The organism is Rhodococcus ruitaii, assembly GCF_055230935.1.
This window is the reverse complement of the sequence record NZ_JBUYWC010000015.1, coordinates 151,782-174,772: the sequence shown is the minus strand read 5'-3', so window position 1 is coordinate 174,772 and position 22,991 is coordinate 151,782. Positions and strand designations below refer to the sequence as shown.

The following is a 22,991-nucleotide window of genomic DNA, read 5'->3' as shown; positions in this document are numbered from 1 at the left end:
ACGCGGGGTGATGCCGTTGGCCTGACCCGGTGCGGGAGATCAGCTGACCGCCCACAGGGAGATCAGCTGTCCGCACACAGGGACACGACCTGTCCGCCTACGGGGATGCCCTGATGTCCCTTGACACTGATGTCACCGGAACTCCGGCCCTGTTCATCATGATCCTGATGGCGCTGTTCGTCTGCTTCTACGCGGTCAGCCTGGGCGTTGTGGCATGGGTCCTACCTCCCGAGGTGTTTCCGCTTGCTGCCCGGGCCTCCGGGACAGGCGTGGGGACAATGATGTCCTGGGCCGGCGGGTTCACCGTATCGCTTGCGTTCTTGCCGCTGACCGTGGCGGTAGGGGACGCGATGACATTCTGGATCGTCGCCGGGATATCCGCCTTGGGGTTCATCTTCGTGTACACCACCGTTCCCGAGACGAAAGGGCGTTCCCTCGAAGAAATCGAGCGCACGCTCGCAGGAGTTTCAGCGGCAGACGAGGCGAGGTTCATCATGTCTTCTGCCGGTGTCCGTAAGGAATCTGTTCGATCCACCGACTAGTTCAACGGAGCAGGAGCATGAGCACTATCACTGTAACCCAAACGATTTCGACCCCATCGAAGACTGCGTGGGAGATAGTTCGAGAAGTCGGTGAGATTGATAGGTGGATCCCTATGGTGTCTTCCTGTCGTTCCGCGGGGTCTATCCGCGTGGCGACCTTCCAGGACGGAGGATCCGCAACCGAGGAAATCATCGAGATCTGCGATAACGAGATGTGGTACACGTACCGGTATGTCGACGGTTCACTTCCGCTCGACACATACGTCTCCACCATCGCTCTGTGCAACAGCGGAGACGACGAGACGACTGTGACTTGGACGGCAGAGTTCGAGTCGGCCGCACAGGCGGATGAGTCGGAATTGCACGACCTTCTCGAATCCACGTACAAGGAATCGATCGCCGCCCTGGAGAAGGTCTGCTGCGCGGCATCCCCTCCCGTCTGATCCGGGTAGTGCTCGTCCATCCGTCCCTGCCGTCGGGTAGCGGCAGGCTTCTGCGCCCGGGTCGGCGGTGATGCGATCGATGAACGGCCGGGCAATGGATGGCGTCAACGTTCCTCCGCATGCACGGGTTCCCGTAGGTCGTGAGGCAACGGAAACCCGTGCAAGTGGGGGAAGGTTTGTTTCGGCGACTCCGCTCATATTCAAGTGTGTGCTTGCTCTCGAGGGCTCGAGGGCGGCCGACGAGGCAACATCATGACGGACGTGAACCCCAGAACACGACCCCGCGGTGCACGGGTCGGCCATCGCGTCGTCGACGGCCAGGATGCCGCCGTCGTGACGGTGTCGCGGAGCACCCCACCGACACCGACGACCTCTGGGATGCCTGCACCAACCCGGAGCGGATCCCGCGCTTCTCGGTCTCGGATTGCACGTCGATTCGGGCGCTGCGGTCGATCCCGCCGAGTTCGCCAGTGCACTCCGGGCAGTGCTCACCGACCGGACTCCCGACGTTCTCGACGCGGTTCGGTTCGATTCGGAAGCGGGCATGGTGAGCGTTTACGGCAACGACCTGGACGCACTGCTTGTCGCAGCACGCTCACTGCACGATAGCGTCGTCGACGCCGTCGCCCTCGATGCTGCCCTGACTCGCGCTGCTGAACTCAGAGCCGACTAGGTTTCTCGGCGCCGGCGAGAATGCCGGCGGCGACTAGCGGGTCGCGGGCGTTCTTCCATGGCTTGACCCATGTCATGTCCTCCGGAACCAGCGCGTCGCCGCACGCGCTGCACACCTCGCCCTGCGTGGTCTCATTGCCGCACGTCCGATGGATCATGGCCATGTGCCCGCCATCCGCGGGCATGGCCGTGTGCCTCTCGCCCCACAGCGCGAGTTGCTGCAGCACCGGCAACAATTCTGCGGCGGCCTCAGTCGCCGCATATCCCTGCCGAACGCGTCCGTCGCTGTCGTAGTCGACTCGAACGAGTAGCCCCGCGTCGACCATCGCGCGCAATCGCCGGCTGAGCACGGCTTCCGAGATGCCGAGATTGTCTCGTAGCGCATCGAATCTGCCGCGGCCGTGGAGTACGTCGCGGATGATCAGCAGCACCCAACCGTCGCCGAGCACGTCGAGTGCACGGCGGATGGGGCACAAGTCGTCGGACCAATCGGATCGCAGGGGCATGGACTTCCGGTCACCTCACGTCTCGAGCTAGGGTTCCTCCAGGATATAACTTCTCTGAAGAAAGTCAGACCGGATGTCATCACGTGTTCCCACGCACACCGCGCCGACCCGGCGATTCCGCGTCCACCCGGCATGGTGGGTTGCCGCAGTGGCCTTTCTGGCGTTGTTCGGCGCCGCAGGCTTCCGGGCGGCGCCCGGCGCATTGATGGTGCCGCTCCACGACGAGTTCGGGTGGCCGATGAGCGTGATGTCACTGGCCGTGAGCATCAACCTGGTGCTTTTCGGGCTCGTTGCGCCGTTCGCCGCCGCGCTCATGGACCGCTTCGGCATGCGGCAAGTGGTATCTACCGCGCTGACGCTCGTCGCGCTCGGCGCCGGGTGCAGCGTCTTCATGACCGCATCGTGGCAGTTGCTCGTCTTCTGGGGTCTGCTGATCGGCACGGGCACCGGCGCGATGGCGCTGGTGTTCGCCGCGACAATCGCCGACCGGTGGTTCGTGACCCGGCGCGGGCTTGTCATGGGTGTGCTGACGGCCGGGTCCGCGACCGGTCAGCTGGTGATCCTGCCTCCGGTGGCTGCCCTGGCCGAGAACATCGGGTGGCGACCGGCGTCACTGGTCATCGCTGCGGCCGCGCTCGTCGTCGTGCCGCTGGTATGGCTGGTCATCCGCGACCATCCCGACGATCGCGGCGTCCTGCCCTACGGCGCCGATCCGGCGAGCTACGCGGCGCCGGCGGCCGCGGTGGGAAGTGCTGTCCGGCGCGCCCTCGAAGGGCTCGCGTATGCGAGCCGGCATCGAGCGTTCTGGGCGCTGGCCATCGCGTTCGCGATCTGTGGAGCGACGACGAACGGGCTCGTCGGGATCCATTTCATCCCCTCGGCCCACGACCACGGTATGCCCGCCACCACCGCTGCCGGTCTGCTGGCGGCCGTGGGAGTTTTCGACATTGCGGGCACGATCGCGTCGGGTTGGCTGACCGACAGATTCGATCCTCGCAAGCTGCTCGCAGCGTATTACACCTTCCGCGGGGTGAGTCTGATGTTGCTTCCCTGGTTGCTGTCGAATCAGGTGCATCCGAGCATGGTCTTGTTCGTGGTCATCTACGGACTGGACTGGGTGGCTACCGTTCCGCCCACGGCAACGCTGTGCAGGGAGATCTTCGGCGATCGCGGCACGATCGTGTTCGGGTGGGTGTTTGCCGCTCATCAGATCGGCGCAGCTGCTGCCGCATTCGGTGCCGGTGTGGTCCGCGACGTATTCGGCGCCTACACCTACGCGTGGTGGGGTGGAGCAGCGATCTGTGCCCTCGCCGCCGTACTGTCGACCATGGCGAAAGCACGTGATTCGCACGGTCCACCCGACCGACCTCGAGGTTTCGAGCGGGTGAAGCGACTGTGACAGCGAACGTCCGGGCGCGGTAGTTTGATGTGACTCTGAGAACTACTCACCAGTAGGGGTCCGATATGCCTGCTCCGAACGCTGCGACCTTCACGAGGCTCGCAGGACTCATCGCAATCGACGACGCCTCCTCGCGGCCCACGCGACCGGTCGTCGAGGCCTTCACCGGCCGCGAGATCGCGACCGTGCCCGTCGGCACCGCCGACGACGCGAAAGCCGCGATCGACCGCGCACGCACGGCTCAGGTTGCGTGGGCGCAGACGCCGGTCCAGGAGCGCGCCGAAATCTTCCACCGCTATCGCGACCTGCTGATCTCGAAGCGCGAGTCGCTCATGGACATGGCGCAGGCCGAGACCGGCAAGTCGAGGGCGTCGGCGCAGGAAGAAGTGCTCGACATCGCGATGACCGCGCGCTACTACGCGCGTACCGCCGCGAAACTACTGCGCCCACGCAGCGCCACGGGAATGCTTCCGGTCTTGACGAAGACCACGGTGCGGCACCACCCCAAGGGCGTCGTCGGTGTGATCGCGCCGTGGAACTATCCGATGACCCTCGCGATCTCCGACGCGATACCCGCGCTGCTTGCGGGTAACGCGGTGGTGCTCAAGCCCGACAGCCAGACCCCGTATTGCGCGCTTGCAGTCGTCGATCTGCTCTACGAGGCGGGATTGTCGCGGGATCTGTTGGCCGTTGTGCCCGGCCCCGGTTCGGTAGTGGGCACCGCGCTCGTCGAGAACTCCGACTATCTGATGTTCACGGGATCCTCACAGACGGGTCGTCTCCTCGCCGAGCAGGCCGGGCGACGTCTCATCGGGTTCTCCGCCGAGCTCGGCGGCAAGAACCCCATGATCGTGACTGAGGGCGCGAACCTGCGTGAAGTCACCGAGGCCGCGATGCGCGCGTGCTTCTCGAACTCCGGCCAGCTGTGTATTTCCATCGAGCGGATCTACGTCGAGAAATCGATCGCGCCCGAGTTCCTGCGAATGTTCGGTGATCGGGTGCGCAAGGTTGCGCTGGGAGCGAGCTACGACTTCGGTACCGAAATGGGATCGCTCATCAACGAAGACCAGGTCGAGACCGTGTCGGGGCACGTGAACGACGCCGTCGCCAAAGGTGCGACCGTCGTCGCAGGAGGTAAGCCGCGCCCCGATCTGGGTCCGCTGTTCTACGAACCGACGGTGCTGACCGATGTTCCCGACGACGCCGCGTGCTACGCCGACGAGACGTTCGGGCCGGTCGTGTCGGTGTATCCGGTAGACGACGTCGACGAAGCGATTCGTCGCGCGAACGACACCGAGTACGGACTCAATGCGTCGGTGTGGGCGCGCACCAAAGCCGAGGGTGAGGCGATCGCCGCGCGAATCCACGCCGGCACAGTCAACGTCGACGAAGGGTATGCGCCCGCGTGGGGCAGCACCGACGCCCCGATGGGCGGCATGGGGATCTCCGGTGTCGGCCGACGGCACGGGCCCGACGGTCTGCTCAAGTACACCGAGTCGCAGACCGTCGCGACCACGCGGGTTCTCAACCTCGACGGCCCCCGCGGGTTGCCGAAGAAGGTGTGGGCGAAGGTGCTGGCGCCGTTCGTGGCGGCGATGAAGTGGTTGCCGGGTCGGTGAGGCATCAGGGCTCCGCCACTGTCTTCCGTTCGATGGTGGTCGCGAGTGGTTTTTCGACGACGAAGAACAGGCACACCGCAGCGACGAGCGCGAGGGGCGCGATCGCGAGATAGATCGGTGTGAGTGCCTCGTTGTAGGACTCGATCACCGCCTGGTGCAGTGCGTCAGGCAGTGCGTGCACTATCCCGGGAGTGAGCGACTCCGCGTGGATCCCGGCGTCCGCTGCGTCCGGGATTCGTTCGGTGATCAGGGTGGCGACCCGGGTCGTGAACACGCTGCCGACGACCCCGACGCCGAGTGTCGCGCCGATCTGACGGAAGTAGTTGTTGCTCGCTGTCGCGGTCCCGACCTCTTCGATGGGAAAGGAGTTCTGCACGACGAGGACGAGCAACTGCATCGAGGTACCCAACCCCAAGCCGAGGACCGCGAGGAAGCAGCCGAGGAGCCAGAGCGGGCTGTCGACGGTGAGCAGCGACAGCAGGATCATTGCGACCGCAACGAGCACCGCACCGAGAATCGGCCAGTTCTTGTAGCGCCCGGTACGGGTCACGTAGCGGCCGATGAGCGTGGACGTGACGAACAGCGTGCCCATCATCGGAAGCATCATCAGACCTGCGGCGGTCGCACCCATGCCCGCGACCATCTGCAGGTAGGTGGGCATGTAAGCCGCCACGCCGAACAGCGAGACGCTGATGAGGAGCGCTGCGAGAGTGCACAGATTGAAGTTGCGATCGCGGAACAGGTGCAGGGGGATGACCGGTTCCGGGGATCGGGTCTCGATGAACACGAACAGCACCGCAGCGACGACGGTTCCCGCGATCATCGCGAGAATCGCCGGTGACGACCACGCGAACTGCGCGCCACCCAGGGTTGCGACGAGCACGAGAAGTGTGGTCGCAATGGACAACACAGCCATGCCTGCGACGTCGATCCGGGGGCGCTGCCGCGGTCGCTGGGGTAGCCGCAGGAAGAAGGCTGCGGCCAGAAGCGCGAGTACGCCGATCGGGATGTTGAGCCAGAACACCCATCGCCAACCGGGACCTTCGGTGAAGAACCCGCCCAGTAGCGGACCGCTGACCGACGACAGCGCGAAGACACTGCTCATGATGCCCATGTACTTGCCGCGTTCACGGGCGGGGATGACGTCGGCGATGGTTGCCTGCGAGAGGATCATCAACCCGCCACCGCCGATGCCCTGGATGGCGCGACCGCTGATGAGCCAGGTGATGTCGGGGGCCAGTGCGCTGACCACCGATCCGCCGATGAAGATCGAAATGGCGGTCATCAGAATCGGTTTGCGACCGAGGAGGTCGCCGAGTTTGCCGTAGATCGGCATCATGATCGTCGACGCGAGGATGTAGGCGGTGATCACCCACAGCATCAGGTCGGCGCCGTGGAGTTCGCCCACGATGGTGGGAAGAGCGGGATTGAGGACCGTCTGGCTCAGCGACGCCGAGAGCATCGCCAGCAGCAGACCTGCGAAGATGAACCCGACGCGGAGTTGGGGTGCAGCCGAGTCGGGTTCGGACTTCTCGGTGTCTGTCGTCACGGTCGTGTCACGCTTCGGAACTGCAAGCACTTTCGATGCAGTGTCGCGTCCGCGTCGCTTTCCTGCAGGTCTGCTCGCGTGAGGATCGGGCGCATGGCCGCGCGCATCACGGCTCCCGCGACAGTGACGATCATCTGTGCCGCCTCTTCGGCGGATTCGTCGGGGTGGGCCGTGCTCCATTCCTCCGACGCGACGAGTCGTTCGGTGACGAACTCGGCGACCAGTGCCTGCACATCGTCGATGTAGCGGAAGCGCCGGCGGGAGAGTTCGGGATGGCGCTCCATCAGATCCGCATATTCGGTCTGACTGATCTGTTTGTGGTTGGTCGTGCGGAAAACGGTGAGCAACAGAAATGCGACTTTCTCGATGAGGTCGTCGCCGGGTTCGATCACGAAGTCGTCGGCGACCGTGTCGTGGATGAAGGCGCCCCGCAGTCCGAGAACGGCATCTTCTTTCGATTTGAAGTAGTTGAAGAAGGTGCGTGGCGAGACGTAGGCGGCGTCGGCGATCGTTTCGATGGTGATGTCCGACAGGTGCTCGTGCTGGGCTGCCGCGTGTGCGGCAGCGAGGTGGATCGCCGTCCACGTGCGGGCGCGCTTGCGCTCGCGATGCGATACCTGGTCGGTTGCAGTCATGAATATTTACATTATGGCAATTACTTGGGGATGCAAACTGGACTCTCGAATTTCGGTAGTCATGAGGTTGTGGTGCCAGCAGTTCGGAAGTTCGCCGCGGTCGACGAGTGGCTGCGCACGCCGTTCCCCGCCACGAAGTGGGTGAGGCCGTCGGTCGCGACCGTGTCGATGTGATCGGGGAGTCGTCTCGCGAGCCGGCGGGCCAGCTTGCCCGGCCGGCTTCCGCGCATCCCGATGACGACGGTCGCTGCGTCGTAGCGATCGGCGATACCTGCCAAGACATGTACCGGATCGCCGTGGCATTCGACCGTGGCCCGCACCGGCATTCCCGCTGCGGACGCGGCATCCCGGCTGCATTCGAGGATCTCGTGGACTTCGTCGGCGTCGATGTCGGCGAGGAGGTACGCGGCTTCGTGGAGATCGTCGTATGCGCGCTGCGGTGCCCGCGACGGGGGAGGTATTCGTGATGCACAGGCCAGGACGAGGCCCGAGCGCACCTCGGCGAACTCGGACGCCGCGGCGATGGCCCGCAGCGATGCCGCTGACCCGTTGCATCCGACCAGGACAGGTCCACAATGCAGGGCCGTCCCGGGGTCGAACAGACGCCAGGTGACGCTGGAGAAGAACGTGTGGTGATGGTGGTTCATGGCGGTTGCCTCGTTTCGATGTGCCGTACCTGTCCGGTCGGCTCGGGCGTTGTCCGCGGTGTGGTCCCCGATTCCAGTGTCACATAAATTTTAGAAGTGTAGAAGTAATAAATTGAAGTCTGCTCTTCGGTAACTTCTGGCGCGCTAGCCTGGGCATGTGGCACGACGTAGCTATGACCAATTCTGCGGGCTGTCCCGCGCGCTCGATGTCGTGGGTGAGCGGTGGACTCTGCTGATCGTGCGAGAGCTCCTGTCGGGGCCCAAGCGCTACTCCGATCTTGCCGATGCGCTCACCGGTATCGGCACGAGTCTGCTGGCAACCCGGCTCAAACAACTCGAAGCCGATGGGGTCGTCCTGCGCCGGACACTCCCGCCGCCGGCTGCCTCCACGGTGTATCAACTCACCGCCGCCGGGGGAGAACTGGGCGAAGCGATGGCACCTCTTGCTCTGTGGGGGATGCGGCACTACATCGGCGAGGGACGTGCGCCCGAGGATTCCTTCCAAGCGGAGTGGATGGTGTTGCTGCTGACCCTGCTGATCGACAGATCGCGCTCGGCTGCGACCACGGCGACATACGAATTCCACCTGGACGACAGCGTCGCCCGGATGTCCATCCGTGACGGGGCGATCGCGGTGCACCCCGGCCCGGGCGACGAGCCGGCGGATGTCGTTGTCACTGCCGCCGCCTCGGCGATGGCCGACATCGCGAGCGGACACATCGGTGTGCTCGAGGCCGTCGGGAACGGTTCGGTCGCGGCCGACGGTGACGTGGCAGCGGTGCACGAGTTGTGGGCGTTGCTGCCGGCTCGATCGGGAGACCGGAGAGTGTGAGGTGCCCTGGCGCCGCGCGAGCGAATGTACGGCAAACTGACCAGACGGGGAAGGGGAGTCACGCCGACACGGACAGATCGACCGCGTCGGCGTAGAAACACACGTGCCCGGCGATGAGCTCCATCCCCGCCAGCGGCTCTTCGTACGACCACGCCACATTCTCGGCGGGCTGCTTCCCCGAGAACGACTCGCCGGTGAACGACCAGTACCGGGCCGTGCCCTTGTACGGACATCCCGTGCGCAGCACCGATTCGTCGAGCTGGGAGAAATCTACATCGGCAGGGGGGATGTAATAGCGCGTCGGCAAGCCTGTCTCGAACACCAGCACCGGCGTCCGGGTCTCGGCGACGACCGCGTCGCCCACCGTGACCCGGACGTGGCGTGAACTGGGGAGCGCATCGACGCGGTGATACGGGTTGCGCGGGTGGCTGAACACCTCGGCCTCCTCTTCGTACCAATGCTCGTTCTCATCGACGTAGACGGTGTCGCCCGGTTCCGGCTCGCCCTGCCGGAACCACGCGAACGCCAAGTGGTCGTCGAGGCCGTCGACATCGAGTTGGAACACCGGCGAATACGCACGTCGATCGTCGACGACGATGTCGTACCACTGCCACACATCCGGACGGCTGCGGCTCGGCGACAGCGACGCGGAAAGCAGATCGAAGCGCACGTCGTCGCGCGGGAACGCATAGAACGGCACGGGCTTCTTCGGCGCCCACACCAGCACGGCGCGCGTGCTGTCCACGACGGTTCGCCCGAACCACATCCCCCGGATCCTGCGCTCGCACGGTTCGTACAGATAATCGTCGGTTTCGAGGGTGGGCCGCGGCACTGCGACCTTGCGCGCTGACATACTCCGACCGTATCGCGCGTGAAACACGAACCGGACAGACCCTGCGACCCGGGTTGCAGAGGTGATCAGCGGGATACGCTGCGGGGCGATGATCGACGACCCGCTCGAACTCGTCCGGACCCTGGTGGGAGTCACCGTGCTCGCCGCCGTGGCCACCGCCTTCCTGTGGGCATTCGTCGGCGCGATCTTCGGCGGCCTGTCGCCCGTCGAGGCGGGCCGGTTCCAGGTGGTGGTGCTCGCGGCGATCATGGCGGCGGGAGCGGTCACCGCGGTGGTTCTCGCGATCGGCCTCGGACGCCTGCGGGTGCGCCCAGTGCCGCAGGCATGACATTGGTTACGTATCCCGGGGCTCAGGGCTACCTTCCCGACACCCTCGACATTCTCTCGCTCGAGACAGCAGCCCGGAGGTGCCGCGGGTGCGACCTGTTCAAGGCTGCCGAGCGGACGGTTTTCGGAGCCGGACCCATCGACGCGCGTCTGATGCTCGTCGGCGAGCAACCCGGCAACGAAGAGGATCTGCAGGGGGAGCCGTTCGTCGGACCCGCAGGCCGGTTGCTGGACAAGGCACTCGACGCCGCCGGTATCGATCGCGAAACCGTGTACGTCACCAATGCCGTCAAGCATTTCCGGTTCGATCGTGCCGCGGGCGGGAAGCGGCGTATCCACAAGAAACCGTCAGGGGGGCAGATCACGGCGTGCCGGCCGTGGCTGGTCGCAGAACTCGATGTGGTGCGGCCCGACGTTGTGGTGTGCCTCGGCGCGACAGCAGCCCACGCGCTGATCGGGAGACATTTCAAGCTCACCGAGCATCGCGGTGCGGTGTCGCGGCTCGACGACGAAGTGCGGGGCACCCTCGATCCGAGAGTGGTCGCCACGATCCATCCGTCGGCGGCGCTGCGCGCTCACGTGAACCGGGGTGATGCGTTCGCATCACTCGTGCGTGATCTGCAGCGTGCCGCCGGGTTGCTCTGACCCACATCCGTGGTTCGCCGTGGAGCCCAGCTGAGTGTTCCCGCGATCATCCTTGCTTCCCGCCCCCGCAATTGCGGCCGCGGGAAGCTGGAACGATCGCCGGAAGCTCACACACCACCCGCATTCCACGCTCGGCGTTGCCCGTCGAATATCACGGATTCAGATCTGCGCGTTGCTGCACTGAGTGTTTCCTACGCGGTCGTGGCGAGCGCCGCTGCCAACCCGAACGCCACCGACATCACCGCGACCTCGATCACAGCATTGCGCAGCGAGACATCGGCGGGGGCCCGGTGTGCCGCCGCGGCGGGCACCCAGATCCGCCGCCACAGCCACGCGAGCGCAAGCAACACCACGAGTACCAGCGACTTCGCGAGCACGAGGCGTCCGTAGCCGGTGTCGACGAAGGCCGCTACAGAGCCGAGTCGCACAGCCGCGTCGATCACACCGGTCACCCCGAGAACCACGACGCACTTCGTCGCGAGCGACGAATACCGTGGAAGCAGGCGGGCCCAGGCCCCACGTCCACGGGCCAGCAGAGCGAGCGCGGTGAGCACCCCCAGCCAGACTGCGGCCGCGAGGACGTGCGCGGCGTCCAGCAACGACCCGAACGGCTGTTGCGACATGTGCCCGGTGACGGGTCGTGCGACGAGGGCGAGGGCCGCCGCAACGAGCACCGGAGCCGTCGGCACCGGCGCCCCGCGGCGGGAGGCAAACGCTGCCACGGCGGTGAGTGCGGCGACACAGACCCATGCGGCTCCCGCGACCCGGCCCGCCCCGGCGGTACTCAGATACTCGGCGAAGTGCCCGGAGCCGAGCTGGGCCACGGGCACGTCGACGGTCGCGGCGGCTTCGAGCACCAGTTGAACGGTTTCGAGCAGCAGCCACGCCGCGCCGAGGACGGTGATCGCGCGCCATACGTCATCGGCGGACACATCGGGGCGTCGCTGATCGTGCGTCATCGCGGCGAGCACAGCGAGGCCGAGCACCGTCGACCCCACCCCCAGCGACAGCGCGCGTACCCATGCCGACAACTCCGGCGTGGCCAGCAGCATGCCCACCCCGACACCCGCGACGGCGCCGGCGGCGGCTCCGAGGAGCCACCGCCGGCGCCCGATCTGCACGACTGTCAGGCCTTCGGTTTGCGCAATGCGAACCACAACGCGGCGACGACGACGATCACACCGGCCACGACGAACCACCAGATGGCGGGGCCCCCGTCGTTGTCGACATCGGATGCCGGTGCGGCGTCGCCCGCCGCGGCCTCACCGGGGGTGCCGGTGCCCTCCTGGGTGAGGGTGAACGTGCGGGTCCCGCTGACGGGATGCCCGTCGGCCGAGGTCACGCGGTAGGCGATCGTGTAATCGCCGACCGGGCCGAGTCCGTCGATCTCGACGCTGATCGTCGGTCCGTCGACGATCGGGTCGCTCTTGGACCACAGATTGCCGTCGGGCCCGACGACGGTGAGCGCCGCGAACTGTGGTTGCAGTGCTTCGTTGAACGTCACGCTGACCTGCTCGGGGGCCTGCGCTATCTGTTCGCCCTCCTCGGGGTTGCTTCCGAGCGCGACCGAGTGCGCCGAGGCCGGGCCCGCGGCGAGTATCAGTGCGCCGAAGAGCGCGACGACGACGGTGCCGAGACGCTTCATGATGTGTTCCCCATTCATGCGCGCCGCCCCCGGATCACGGCGCCGAGGCCGAGCGCAGCGCCGAGCGCGCCGAGGACCAGGCCGATGCCGCCGAGCCACCGCGCCGTGTTGTCGGTGGTGCTGCCGGACTCGGCCGCCGTGTTGTCGGTGACGGTCTCGGTGCTCGCGCCGTGCCCGTGTGCGTCACCGCTGCTCGCGGCGAGTGTGAGGGTGGGCGCCGGCTTCTCCGGTTCCTCGTCGCCGGTCATGGCCTGATCCCATGCGACGACCTCACCGTCGCTGTAGATCTGCGTGGCCGGGAACGCGACGTCCGCTTCCTCCGGGAGCGGCCCGGCGGACAGCACGAACTGCTGGAACTGGCCGGGACCCACTTCGACGCCCGGGTCGGCGGTCCAGGTGACAGAGGTGGCGAGCTGAGTGTCGGGATTCTTCTCGACGGTCGATGTCCATCCGGGCACCGGTTCGGTGCGCGCAGACCGCAGGTCGGGCAATTCGACAGTGAGCGCCGTGGTGCCGGCGGTCTCGGATTCAGTGGGGACGCGGAACGTCAGGACGGAATATCCGCCCTGTTCGGCGCCCGGTGCGACGACGGTGACGTGCGCAGCGGCAAGGCCGGAACCGGCCAGGAGCAGCGCCGCGGCGGCACCGGAGCCGACGAGGGCCCGGGTGATGTTCTTCATGAAGATGTAGATGCTTTCTCGAAAGAGGGTCAGGAAACGGCGAACCGTACGGCCGGTGGACCTCGTCGAGAGATGCAGGAGGGGAAGGGGCGGAAAATGTACGGATCGGTGTCGATCCGCGGTAGGAGAACCGGGGGTGCGGCGATCGTGGGACGCCACGGCCGCACACACTGAATCACCGATGTACACGCTGCGTAGAGACGGTCGGCGATGCCGATGAGCAGTGCGCACCCGGCGACGGCGACACCATGCGCAGCCAACATCGTCGCAGAGAAATGCAGATGCCCGTCCGTCAGCAAGGACAGGACGAGATGTGTTCCGAGTTGCCCTGCGGCGAGCAGCACGGCGGGCGACAGGGTCGGCCGCTGCGCTCCCATGATTCCGACCCCGACGGCAACCGCCGTCAGCAACGCCACGGCCGGGTTCGTCGGTACCGAACCTCCTGCCGCGCCGTGCGCTGCAACGGCGAGCACCGCGGTCGAAACGCCCGCGGTGCCACCGAGCAGGGCCGGGCTCGTGGTCACCGGTGGGTCAGCGCACACCGAGGCGGGCCAGCAGGTCCGCCTCGATTCCGTCGAGTTCGTTGCTGATGGAGGTGTGCGCGGCTTTGCGGCGCGCAGCCGGCATCTGCTCGGCGGCGGACACCGCAGCGGTCAGGTCGGTGAGGCGACTGCGGATGGCGTCGACGAATCTCTTCGTCTCCGCGTCCTTCGGGTGCAGCTCCTCGGTCTTCGCGACCGACTGCTCGGCCGCGGCGATGCGAGCGCTGAGCCGCGCACCGTGACCGGTGAACTCGCCGAGCTGCTCGACACCGACACCGAGTTTCTGGGCGCGGCGGACGTCGAGCTGCCCGCGGAGAGCCGTCGCGGCCTGGTAGACCAGGGGTGCGAGCACGGGCACGAGCAGGCGCGCGACCCCGAGGTAACGCCGGACCTTCGCTGCGGTCAGCCCCTGGTTCTCAGCGGCCTTCTTCTGCGCCTTGAGTGTGGCGATCTGCTCTTTCTCGACCTTGGCCTGCGACTTCACGAGCTCCTTGTCGAGCTTGGCCTGCGACTTGGCAAGTTTCTTCGCGAGCTTGTCCTGGGACTTCGCTGTGCGCCGATCACTCTTGAACTGGTTCTTCGCGCCGAGCTTGGCCTCGAGCTTCGCCTTGTGCTTGAGAGCTCTTGCCTCTGCCTTGCGGGTGGCACGCCGCTTCCGCCGTGTGAACAACCCCATCGAACAGCACCCTCCATTCGGTACGACCGCAGCGCGCCCGCGCTCGTGGTCAGCCTAACGTGACGGTGCTGCTTCGAGGCGCCGCCCGTCGAGCGAATACCCTGGACTGTTGTGGAGAAGACCGGTGAGCAGCGACGCAGGCCCGTCTCGATCGAGGCGAGCGCGCTGACGCGGTGCCGTCACCGGGTATTTCTCGACGCCACGTTCCCCGAGGAGCTGTCCGCGGCGCCTAAGAACTCGGGCGCCACCCAACGCCAGGAAGCCGCCGCAGCGCACCGCGAGGCGATCCGGCAGCGGATGCTCGACGCCGACCCGCAGGGGTGGGTGCACATCACGGCGGAAGGCACCATGGCGCAGCGGGCCGACCGGACCCTCGACGCGTGCCGATCCGGCGCCGACCGCATCTGGGGCGCGGTCCTGCCCGTCGAACCCGACACCGGCCGCCGGGGCCGATCCGAAATCCTGCTCCGCGACACGCAGCGCGGCGGCTACATCCCGGTGATCGTCGTCAACCACAAGGTCACCGACCCGGGGCGGGGTGCCATCACCTCCGACCTGTTCGAGTGGGCACCGGCCGTCGACGAGAACCGCAAGGTGCGGGCGCACTCGGCCGACCAGATGCGCGTCGCCCATCTGTACCGGATGCTCGAACGACACGGGCTGGCCAGCCCTGCGCAGGTGGCCGGAGCGATCGGATACAACGCCGACTGCGTCCTCGTCCACGACTTGAGCGCTGTCCTCGACGACTATGACACGCGGCTCGCCGACCGCCTCGACATCGCGCGCGGGAATGTGCCGACCGTGCCGTCACAGATCGGAGAGTGCCGTACCTGCCCGTGGTGGGAACGCTGCCGTTCCGAGTTGACCGAACGGCGCGACGTGTCGCTGGTCGCGCCGGGGCAGCGCGCCGACGTGCTGCGCGAAGTCGGCGTCGCCACCATCGACGGGCTCGCCGGCTGGAGCGGTGGACAACCCGAGGCGTGGCCGCAGGGGCCGTTCGAGGACGCGATCGTAGTCGCGAAGGCATGGCTCGCCGGCGCGCCGCTGGTGCGCCGCTACCGGCAGGTCCATGTTGCGCGCGCCGATGTCGAGATCGATGTGGACATGGAGAGTTACCACGAGCACGGCGCCTACCTGTGGGGGACGCTGCTCAATACCGATGTGCAGTCGGTGTACCGGCCGTTCTCGACGTGGCAGCCGGTGCCCTCGACAGACGAGGCGCGCTCGTTCGGGGAGTTCTGGACGTGGTTGTCGGCGGAGCGTCGCGCGGCGGAGCGTCGTGGAAAGACCTTTGCTGCCTACTGCTATTCACGGGCGGCGGAGGACAAATGGTTGTTGTCGTCGGCCCGGCGCTTCCACGGCTATCCTGGAGTGCCGTCCGAGGCGGAGGTCAAGGAGTTCATCTCGTCGCCGCAGTGGGTGGACATCTATCAGGCGGTGACCGATCAGTTCGTGTGCCCGAACGGGAAGGGCCTCAAGAAGATCGCACCGCTGGCAGGGCATCGTTGGCGCGACGACGAGGCCGGCGGCGAGGCGTCGATGGCGTGGTATCGCGAGGCTGTCGGTTACGACGGCGGTGAGCCCGATCTGTCGCAGCGCACGCGACTGCTGGAGTACAACGAGGACGATGTGATAGCGACCAAGGCTCTTCGCGAATGGATGAGCAACAGTGCGGTTCAGGATATTCCGTACATCGCTGATCTCTGACTCCGGCGAGCCCGCGATTCCGGTACGGATCTCATTGGGTGATCAGTGCCTGCCGAATCGGAGAGTGGGTGTGACGCAGCCAGAGCGCCTGCAGCGGCACGACCGGATCCCCGTCCACTGCAAGAACGGTCGTCTGACCGTGGTGGTAGCGGCCGGGTTCGGCGGTGACGAATGCGAAACAGTCGGTGCCGATCACCGCGGTGGTGGGGGCGGTGCCCTGGATGTGGTTGATCACCACCTGCGGTTCGAATCCGGCACGACGGCACACGGACATGAGGAAGTCGGCGTAGAACGATGTGCCCGGCGGACCCCACAACATCAGTGGGTCCGAGGCGAGTTCGTCGAGTTCCACCCGTTCCCGGTCCGCGTACCGGTGGCTCGACGACACTGCCACGTACAGCGGCGTATAGGAGACCACCGCGGCGTCGACGTCGTCGGGTGTCGTCGCCCCGCGACGTAGCGCGATGTCGGCGGTGCCTGCGCGTAGAGCGGGAACGATTTCGTCGGGGAAGATGTGTCGCGCGGTCACCGGCGCATCGGGATACCGTCGTCGTACCGGCGCGATCAGATCGAACACCTCGTCCGACGAGATCGCGGGGGTGTGCGCGATGGTCAGATGATCGCGCGCACTGCGACCGGCGTCGCGGGTGGCGTGCACCAGCGAGTTGCTCGCGTTGAGCAGGGGGCGGGCACCGCCGATCAGTGCAGTGCCCGCCGCGGTCAAACTGATGCGTCTGCCGGATCGCTCGAACAGGGTCACACACAGATCTCGTTCGAGCGTTCGAATTGTGCTGCTCACTGCCTGCTGAGTGAGATGTAGCTCGGCTGCTGCCCGAGTGACGTTCTCGAAGGCAAGACCGCGATCGTCACGGGTGGAGCCAAGAACCTCGGCGGCCTCGTCAGCGAAACCCTTGCTGAGCAGGGCGCGAACGTCGTTGTGCACCATCACGGCGAGTCGTCGGCTCCCGACGCGATACGCACCTCGCGCGCCGTTGAGGCGGCCGGTGCGCGCGCACTCACCTTCTCCGGTGACCTGACGCGACTCGATACCGTGCGGTCGCTGTTCGATACAGCGATCGAGACGTTCGGTGGCGTGGATATCGCTGTCAACACAGTCGGGAAGGTGCTGCGCAAGCCGATCGTCGAGACCACCGAGGACGAGTACGACGCGATGTTCGACATCAACGCGAAGTTGGCGTTCTTCTTCATCCAGGAATCAGGGAAGCGGCTGCGTGATGGTGGCCGGATCATCACTGTGGTGACGTCGCTGCTCGCCGCGTTCACCGACGGTTACTCGACGTATGCGGGCGGTAAGAGCCCGGTCGAGCACTTCACCCGCGCCGGCGCCAAGGAATTCGCGGATCGGGGGATCTCGGTGAATGCAGTCGGACCCGGGCCGATGGACACGCCGTTCTTCTACCCGCAGGAATCGGACGAGCGGGTCGCCTTCCACAAATCGCAGGCACAGGGAAACAGGCTCACCTGCATCGAGGACATTGCACCGTTGATCGGTTTCCTCGCCGGCGCCGGTGGATGGGTCACCGGTCAGACGATCTTCGCGAACGGTGGGTACACCACACGGTGATTCACGCCGCAACCCCGAGTAGTCAGCGACCGTGAGCAGTAAGGGGGCATGAAGACTCTTCCCATGTGGCCGAAGGTCCTCGATACTCTCATCGAAAGTCCTTCTTCTGCCCTCGTCGGGGCGAGCCTTCTACCTGGCCCCAAGCGGTTTTTCCTGCACCAACTCGGCCTTCACCAGCACAAATTGGACTTTCGGCCGGGTGGCATCCGCTATCGCCGTGATGTAGAACGTATTTCGAGGCGCGTATTCGGCTGTGGCCGTTCACATATGCAACCGGATTCGAGAGGCTCCGCGCTGGTGCCGCACTCGCAGTTGTCAGGGGGATCGGACCACGTGGCCCGCTGGGCTTCGGAACGCCGCGCTCATCGTCGTCGGTATGGAGGTCGCGGTATGACGCAGGGCATCGTGAAGTGGTACAACAGCGCAAAGGGTTTCGGATTCATCACCCCGGACGACGGTACCGCCGAGATATTCGTGCACTATGCGGAGATCGCGGGCGACGGTTTCAAAACGCTGGAGGACAACCAGCGTGTCGAATACGAGATCGGCTTCGCGGTGTCGGGGCGACAAGCCCAGAATGTGCGGACAGTCTGACCGATTCGCTAACGGAAGCGCCGCGCAGCATCGGTCAATCGTGACAACGCCTCCACGACCGGCGTGCCGAACATCGGCGGATCGTTGTGTTCCAGACCGGGCAGTTCGACGAGTTCGACGAGGTTCCGCGCACTGTCTGCCACCGTGATGCTCTGCTGGGCCGGCACTATGCTGTCGGCGGTGCCGTAGACGACGGTGATGGGAACATCGAGGTGCGCGACGATGTCGGCCACCGGGAATCTGTCCTTCAGAACGACATTCGGCACGATCCGGTAGTGGTGACGCGCGATGCTTCCAAGGTCCGTGAACGGCGAGCGCAGAAGCATTCCGGATGGTGGCGCCTCGGCGGCCAGTGCAGTCACCACGGCGCAGCCCAGACTCTCTCCGAAGTACAGCACTCGATTCGGGTCTACATCCTCCCGGTCTCGCAGATACTGCAGTGCCGCGCGGGCGTCGCGGACTACACCGTCTTCGGAGGGACTACCCGGGTTGCCGCCGTATCCGCGGTAGTCGAACAACAGCGTCGAGAATCCTGCGGCGGCGAGATCGGCCGCGGTCTGCGCGCGCCCGAGCCGGTTGCCACCGTTACCTTGAGCGAGGAGAACCGTGAAGTCGGCGCCGGGCCCGGTCGGATTGCGGCCGGGGACGAACCAGGCTCCGAGTTCGAGACCGTCCGATGTCGTCAGGACGACGTCCTCGGCGCCCGGCAGTACCGTCGCGGCGGCGGGCGGGGTCGAGGTGTCGGGGAGGAAGATCAACCGTCGTTGCAGTGCCCACGCCGCGACTCCGGCGATCACGGCTATCAGTACGACGACGAGAGTGATCCGCACAGTCCTTGTGTATCCGATCGTGCGCGGTTTTGGTAGGGCCCACTACCGAAACCGCGCACGGGCAGCGAAGCTGCCTATCGCGGTGCCATGCGCAGCGCACCGTCCATCCTGATCGTTTCGCCGTTGAGGTAGTCGTGCTCGACGATCATCTGCGCGAGCTGCGCGTACTCGGCGGGGTGTGCGAGCCGCGACGGAAACGGCACGCCTGCTTCGAGGCCCTTGCGGTAGTCCTCGGTGACACCGGCGAGCATCGGTGTGTCGACGATGCCGGGGGCGATCGTGTTGACGCGGATGCCGAACTGCGCGAGATCGCGTGCCGCGGGCACCGTCATGCCGTGCACGCCACCCTTCGATGCCGAGTACGCGATCTGCCCGATCTGGCCTTCGAACGCGGCGACGGACGCGGTATTGATGATGACGCCACGCTGACCGGAGTCGTCGACGGTGTCGGTCTTGGCGATCGCATCGGCGGCCAGGCGCATCACGTTGAACGTGCCGAGCAGGTTCACCGTGATGACCGTGCGGAACAGTTCGAGATCATGTGGGCCGTTCTTCGACAGGATTCGCCCGGCCCAGCCCACGCCGGCGCAGTTGACGACGATGCGCAGCGGAACACCGGATTCGACGATGCGGGCGACGGCGGCCTGAACTTCGTCCCCGCTGGTCACATCAGTGGGAAGAAGGGTGACTCCTGCGGGCGCGTTGTCGGCGACGCGTTCGATGGACTGCTCTAGATCGAGCCCGAACACCGTGGCTCCAGCGTCGACGAGTCGCTGTGCGGTGGCGGCACCGAGACCCGATGCGGCACCGGTGACCAGCGCGGCAGATCCTTGAATTTCCACAGTCGTTCTCCTGTCTCAGGGGACACCCATGCACGTCGATCATGCCCCCGGCACGACGCCGACGCCACGGAGAGCGCCGGCCATGCCTACCCGGAGACCAAACGGAGCCGGCGAGCCAGGTCGGAGACGAATACCCGGTCGGGGTCGATGCGATCCCGCGCGGCCCGCCATTCCTCGAGCCGCGGATACATCCGGGCGATGCGCTCGGGGGTGGTACGTGAGTCCTTGGCGAAGTAGAGCCTGCCACCGAGATCGAGGACCCGCTCGTCGAGTTCGTCGCAGAACCTGCCGAGACCTGCCTTCATCGGGAAGTCGAGGCTGAGCATCAGGCCCGGATGCGGCCACGACAACGGCGCCGGATTGCCCTCACCCATGCGTTTGAACACGTTCAGGAACGATCTGTGACCGGACTCGGCAATCAATCGGACGATATCCGCGAGCTGCTGCTCGGCACCGAACGGTACCGAGAACTGGTACTGCATGAACCCATTCGAACCATAGGCCCGATTCCATTCTCCGAGCAGATCCAGCGGATGATAGAACTGCGTCAGATTCTGGATCGTTTCCCGGCCGCGGCGCGGGTACATACGATAGGCGGCCTCCGCGGCGACCCTCGTCGTGAACCGGTTGACCATGCCGCTCGGGAAGATGTCCGGGACGGTGAACAACTGCGGGGCGTTGAACCGCAGTGGGTCGCGGCGAAGTTTCGGTGGAAGCTGATCCAGGGTGGCCAGCGACCCGCGGGTGAATCCCGCTCGGCCCAGCTTCGCGCCGGTTGAGATCGTGTCGGGCACCGACATTGAGTAGTCGTAGCCGTCGTCGGAACCGCCGGTCAGCAGTTCCATCGTTTCGTCGAGGTCAGCCGTGCGGTCGTGATCGGCAATGAAATAAGCGGTCTCGGTGTGCTTCATCCGTACGCGTGCCCGCACGACGATGCCGGTCAGGCCCATTCCACCGACCGTGGCCCAGAACAGATCCCGGTCGGCACCTGAGGGCGACAGACTTCGAACGCTTCCGTCGGCGGTCATCAGGTCGAGGGATACGACGTGGTTGCCGAAACTGCCGTGTGAGTGATGGTTCTTGCCGTGAATGTCGGCACCGATCGCGCCGCCGATAGTGACCTGCCGGGTCCCTGGGAGCACCGGAACCCACAGCCCGTACGGAAGGACGGCGCGCATCAACGCGTCGAGGCTCACACCTGCGTCGAGATCGACAATCCCCGAGCCGGGGTCGATGTGGTGGATCCGGTGTAGCGCAGCCATGTCGACGACGAGGCCACCCGCATTCTGCGCGGGGTCGCCGTAGCTGCGTCCGAGTCCGCGTGCGATGACGCCGCGAGGACCGGCGTGTCGCACGGCCCGTGCAATTACCTCGAGATCGGGAGTGGAGAGCACGTCTGCTGGCGTCGCTGCACGCCTACCCCACCCGCTCAGCGAACGCCGTTCGGTCTTGAACTCGGTCGTCACAGTCACCTTGACACGATATCTGCGCGAGCCCACTGTGTCGGCACGGTCGGATGCCGTGCGGTGGGCGCTGGCTACACGGTTCGTGATCGATCGAGCAACTCGACGACATCGAGCGGTACCGGCGGGGTCATCGTCTGTGCCGGAAGGGCGTGCAGACCCTCGCCCGTGACCCACACGGTGCCGCCGCCGTCGACGGTGACGTCCGGTTGGGGACTGCGGATCGGTGTACTCGCGATCGGTTCCCGGGTCGAGACATCGAGACGGGTGAACAGCCAGTACTGATGATCGGCGGTGTACGTCGGCGGCCCCGGCAGCGGCCACCACCCTCGCCGGCCGGTCCCGTCCGGGGAATGATCGACGACCCACAGCACCGCGCCGATCTGTCCGCCGTACAGCACTCCGTCGGGCAGGGGGGCCGCGTCGACGATGGTGAGGTCGTCGAGCACGCGATAGGTAGTGGCGCCGTCGAAGAGCGTCGGCGGGGTGCCGGCCAGAAACGGCCGGTAGGACGTCACGGCGGTGCTCAGTGGCGGACCCGGGGTCGGGGTGCCGTGCAGATCGACCTGAACCAGGCGGGTCGCCCCCAGTGCGCCGGTGTTCGGATCGCGCTGGCGGAACAGCAACAGAAACCCGTCGTCGATGGTGCACATCGACTCGAGATCACCCCACTGCTCGGGGCTGTGCGACACCGGGTCCTGGCCCGGCCGGGCCGATACCAGTTCGGCCGCACCGCGGCTCGGTACCGCCACGGCGAGCAGGATCTCGCCGTGAGCGGCAGCGTCTCGTATCGACGTGTCGCTGATCTTGTCTACGGTGCCGTCCGGGTTGCAGTGGTAGATCCCGTCCCCGCCACTCACCCAGCACCCGTGCGCGTGTGCCTGGACGGACCGGGTGCGCTCGGCCGGTGGGTCGTCGAAGATCTTCCCGGGCAGCGTGTACTCGGTGACGTGCCGGTGAGAGTCGATGCGAACGACGAGCGGAAGCTCGCGGTCTGCCACCCACAGGTCGGCGCCGTGTGCAGACACCGCGGCGGGAACGAGACTCGGCCGCAGCGGAGGCGGCGGTACGTCGGCAAGATCCAGATCGACCAACACGCCCACCTCGTGAGTGCCTTCGAGCGTCGTGCCGGGCGCGGTGGTGCGTGCGGCATGGGCGAAGAACCTCGGTGCGGCGGTGACGTCACGGTAGTGGCGGGTACCGGGCACGGGCCGCCACGGCGAGCCCGGGATGTCCGGGGCTCGTCGGTACAGGTCGGAGGCCACCTGCACGCGGGTGACGCGACCACGGACCCTGCCTGTGGTCGCGTACGCGAGGTGGCCGGTCAGGACGCCGGTGACTTCGACCTGGCCGAGTACCGGACGGCGGGTGTACCAGGTGGCCGTCCACCCAGCGCCGCGTAACAGCACGGTCCACTCCCACCACTGCTCGTCGGTGCCGGGCCGCTGAAGGGACGGCGTGCCCGAGTGTCGAGGTTCGGCCACGGCTCGCAGCGTGACGATCGACGGATCGGTCGGATCTGCGGGGAGCTCACGGAATAGCAGCGGAAACTCGGCGACGGCCCCGATTTCCGGTGGCGGTGTCTCCCCGTCCTCGATCGACAGTACGGTCACCAACACCGGTAGGTGAGTGGGGAGCCGTGCTTTCTCGTGCTCGGTCACCGTGCCAGCATGCACGATGCCGTGCCGGTGGCACCGGTATTCCGAGCGACACGAAAGGCGAGCCGCCGCAGGGGTTCCTCCGGCGACCGAACAGGTG

The 22,991-nt window shown here is 66.2% G+C and carries 25 protein-coding genes and 1 pseudogene; 11 read left to right on the top strand and 15 right to left on the bottom strand.

The features are described 5' to 3' along the window. Positions 1–113: 113 nt before the first annotated feature. The 3 genes from ACZI8W_RS19940 to ACZI8W_RS19930 all read left to right on the top strand — a co-directional run bounded on the left by ACZI8W_RS19940 (position 114) and on the right by ACZI8W_RS19930 (position 1,658). Complete coding sequence (locus ACZI8W_RS19940; RefSeq protein WP_463370232.1) at positions 114–542, top strand: MFS transporter; 429 nt, start codon at positions 114–116, stop codon at positions 540–542. Positions 543–559: 17 nt separating this feature from the next. After that, positions 560–985, top strand: coding sequence for an SRPBCC family protein (locus tag ACZI8W_RS19935; RefSeq protein ID WP_463370231.1), 426 nt, complete (start codon positions 560–562; stop codon positions 983–985). Positions 986–1,409: 424 nt separating this feature from the next. Next, positions 1,410–1,658 carry an Imm51 family immunity protein gene (locus tag ACZI8W_RS19930; protein ID WP_463370230.1) on the top strand — a complete coding sequence of 83 codons (249 nt, stop codon included), beginning with the start codon at positions 1,410–1,412 and terminating at the stop codon, positions 1,656–1,658. On the opposite strand, the gene ACZI8W_RS19925 is transcribed toward ACZI8W_RS19930, so the two are convergent. Next, complete coding sequence (locus ACZI8W_RS19925; protein ID WP_463370229.1) at positions 1,645–2,163, bottom strand: winged helix-turn-helix transcriptional regulator; 519 nt, start codon at positions 2,161–2,163, stop codon at positions 1,645–1,647. The genes ACZI8W_RS19930 and ACZI8W_RS19925 overlap by 14 nt on opposite strands. 73 nt (positions 2,164–2,236) lie before the next feature. On the opposite strand from ACZI8W_RS19925, the gene ACZI8W_RS19920 reads away from it, so the two are divergent. Together ACZI8W_RS19920 and ACZI8W_RS19915 are read left to right on the top strand one after the other, a co-directional pair. Then, complete coding sequence (locus ACZI8W_RS19920) at positions 2,237–3,562, top strand: MFS transporter (protein ID WP_463370228.1); 1,326 nt, start codon at positions 2,237–2,239, stop codon at positions 3,560–3,562. 65 nt (positions 3,563–3,627) lie between these two features. After that, positions 3,628–5,181, top strand: coding sequence for a succinic semialdehyde dehydrogenase (locus tag ACZI8W_RS19915; protein WP_463370227.1), 1,554 nt, complete (start codon positions 3,628–3,630; stop codon positions 5,179–5,181). Positions 5,182–5,185: 4 nt separating this feature from the next. Here ACZI8W_RS19915 and ACZI8W_RS19910 read toward each other — a convergent pair whose 3' ends face one another. The 3 genes from ACZI8W_RS19910 to ACZI8W_RS19900 are packed head-to-tail and all read right to left on the bottom strand — an operon-like array spanning position 5,186 to position 8,012. Then, positions 5,186–6,730 carry an MDR family MFS transporter gene (locus ACZI8W_RS19910; RefSeq protein WP_463370226.1) on the bottom strand — a complete coding sequence of 515 codons (1,545 nt, stop codon included), beginning with the start codon at positions 6,728–6,730 and terminating at the stop codon, positions 5,186–5,188. Further along, positions 6,727–7,365 (bottom strand): TetR/AcrR family transcriptional regulator, encoded by a 639-nt coding sequence (locus tag ACZI8W_RS19905; RefSeq protein ID WP_463370225.1) that lies wholly within the window; start codon positions 7,363–7,365, stop codon positions 6,727–6,729. Before ACZI8W_RS19905 ends, ACZI8W_RS19910 begins: the two co-directional genes overlap by 4 nt. Before the next feature lie 59 nt (positions 7,366–7,424). Continuing rightward, positions 7,425–8,012, bottom strand: coding sequence for a universal stress protein (locus ACZI8W_RS19900; RefSeq protein ID WP_463370224.1), 588 nt, complete (start codon positions 8,010–8,012; stop codon positions 7,425–7,427). Positions 8,013–8,169: 157 nt separating this feature from the next. On the opposite strand from ACZI8W_RS19900, the gene ACZI8W_RS19895 reads away from it, so the two are divergent. Beyond that, positions 8,170–8,844, top strand: a complete 675-nt coding sequence (locus ACZI8W_RS19895) for a winged helix-turn-helix transcriptional regulator (protein ID WP_463370223.1) — start codon at positions 8,170–8,172, stop codon at positions 8,842–8,844. A gap of 58 nt (positions 8,845–8,902) precedes the next feature. Here the strand turns inward: ACZI8W_RS19895 and ACZI8W_RS19890 are convergent, their stop codons facing one another. After that, positions 8,903–9,697, bottom strand: coding sequence for a DUF427 domain-containing protein (locus ACZI8W_RS19890; protein ID WP_463370222.1), 795 nt, complete (start codon positions 9,695–9,697; stop codon positions 8,903–8,905). A 169-nt stretch (positions 9,698–9,866) separates the two neighbouring features. On the opposite strand from ACZI8W_RS19890, the pseudogene ACZI8W_RS19885 reads away from it, so the two are divergent. Both ACZI8W_RS19885 and ACZI8W_RS19880 read left to right on the top strand, forming a co-directional pair. Next, positions 9,867–10,025 (top strand): annotated as a pseudogene (locus tag ACZI8W_RS19885) (ABC transporter permease); the annotation flags it as partial. Continuing rightward, positions 10,022–10,669 (top strand): UdgX family uracil-DNA binding protein, encoded by a 648-nt coding sequence (locus tag ACZI8W_RS19880; RefSeq protein ID WP_463370221.1) that lies wholly within the window; start codon positions 10,022–10,024, stop codon positions 10,667–10,669. The pseudogene ACZI8W_RS19885 and the gene ACZI8W_RS19880, both read left to right, overlap by 4 nt. Positions 10,670–10,860: 191 nt before the next feature. On the opposite strand, the gene ACZI8W_RS19875 is transcribed toward ACZI8W_RS19880, so the two are convergent. From ACZI8W_RS19875 to ACZI8W_RS19855, 5 genes are read right to left on the bottom strand one after another with little or no spacing between them, the layout of a single operon-like run. Further along, positions 10,861–11,790, bottom strand: a complete 930-nt coding sequence (locus ACZI8W_RS19875) for a CopD family protein (RefSeq protein WP_463370220.1) — start codon at positions 11,788–11,790, stop codon at positions 10,861–10,863. Positions 11,791–11,795: 5 nt separating this feature from the next. Next, positions 11,796–12,314: a copper resistance CopC family protein gene (locus tag ACZI8W_RS19870; protein WP_463370219.1), complete on the bottom strand. Its 519-nt coding sequence runs from the start codon at positions 12,312–12,314 to the stop codon at positions 11,796–11,798. Positions 12,315–12,328: 14 nt separating this feature from the next. After that, positions 12,329–12,994, bottom strand: coding sequence for a YcnI family protein (locus tag ACZI8W_RS19865; protein WP_463370218.1), 666 nt, complete (start codon positions 12,992–12,994; stop codon positions 12,329–12,331). 29 nt (positions 12,995–13,023) lie between these two features. Then, complete coding sequence (locus ACZI8W_RS19860) at positions 13,024–13,518, bottom strand: hypothetical protein (RefSeq protein WP_463370217.1); 495 nt, start codon at positions 13,516–13,518, stop codon at positions 13,024–13,026. 7 nt (positions 13,519–13,525) lie between these two features. After that, positions 13,526–14,212 carry a DUF6474 family protein gene (locus ACZI8W_RS19855; RefSeq protein WP_463370216.1) on the bottom strand — a complete coding sequence of 229 codons (687 nt, stop codon included), beginning with the start codon at positions 14,210–14,212 and terminating at the stop codon, positions 13,526–13,528. A 111-nt stretch (positions 14,213–14,323) separates the two neighbouring features. Here ACZI8W_RS19855 and ACZI8W_RS19850 point away from each other — a divergent pair, with 111 nt between their 5' ends. Beyond that, positions 14,324–15,919, top strand: coding sequence for a TM0106 family RecB-like putative nuclease (locus ACZI8W_RS19850; protein ID WP_463370215.1), 1,596 nt, complete (start codon positions 14,324–14,326; stop codon positions 15,917–15,919). A 31-nt stretch (positions 15,920–15,950) separates the two neighbouring features. On the opposite strand, the gene ACZI8W_RS19845 is transcribed toward ACZI8W_RS19850, so the two are convergent. After that, positions 15,951–16,865, bottom strand: coding sequence for a LysR family transcriptional regulator (locus ACZI8W_RS19845; protein ID WP_463370214.1), 915 nt, complete (start codon positions 16,863–16,865; stop codon positions 15,951–15,953). Between ACZI8W_RS19845 and ACZI8W_RS19840 the strand changes: the two genes are divergently transcribed. Beyond that, complete coding sequence (locus ACZI8W_RS19840) at positions 16,782–17,504, top strand: SDR family oxidoreductase (RefSeq protein ID WP_463370245.1); 723 nt, start codon at positions 16,782–16,784, stop codon at positions 17,502–17,504. The genes ACZI8W_RS19845 and ACZI8W_RS19840 overlap by 84 nt on opposite strands. A 390-nt stretch (positions 17,505–17,894) precedes the next feature. Next, complete coding sequence (locus ACZI8W_RS19835; protein WP_463370213.1) at positions 17,895–18,098, top strand: cold-shock protein; 204 nt, start codon at positions 17,895–17,897, stop codon at positions 18,096–18,098. An 8-nt stretch (positions 18,099–18,106) separates the two neighbouring features. Here the strand turns inward: ACZI8W_RS19835 and ACZI8W_RS19830 are convergent, their stop codons facing one another. The 4 genes from ACZI8W_RS19830 to ACZI8W_RS19815 all read right to left on the bottom strand — a co-directional run bounded on the left by ACZI8W_RS19830 (position 18,107) and on the right by ACZI8W_RS19815 (position 22,894). Continuing rightward, entirely contained in the window at positions 18,107–18,928 is an 822-nt protein-coding gene (locus ACZI8W_RS19830; RefSeq protein ID WP_463370212.1) for an alpha/beta hydrolase, read from the bottom strand. 74 nt (positions 18,929–19,002) lie between these two features. Beyond that, entirely contained in the window at positions 19,003–19,770 is a 768-nt protein-coding gene (locus ACZI8W_RS19825; protein ID WP_463370211.1) for an SDR family NAD(P)-dependent oxidoreductase, read from the bottom strand. Positions 19,771–19,856: 86 nt separating this feature from the next. Further along, positions 19,857–21,242, bottom strand: a complete 1,386-nt coding sequence (locus ACZI8W_RS19820) for a decaprenylphosphoryl-beta-D-ribose oxidase (protein WP_463370210.1) — start codon at positions 21,240–21,242, stop codon at positions 19,857–19,859. Between the two features lie 65 nt (positions 21,243–21,307). Beyond that, the gene (locus tag ACZI8W_RS19815; protein WP_463370209.1) at positions 21,308–22,894 is read right to left on the bottom strand and encodes a hypothetical protein; all 1,587 of its coding nucleotides are present in this window, start codon (positions 22,892–22,894) and stop codon (positions 21,308–21,310) included. Positions 22,895–22,991: the final 97 nt, after the last annotated feature.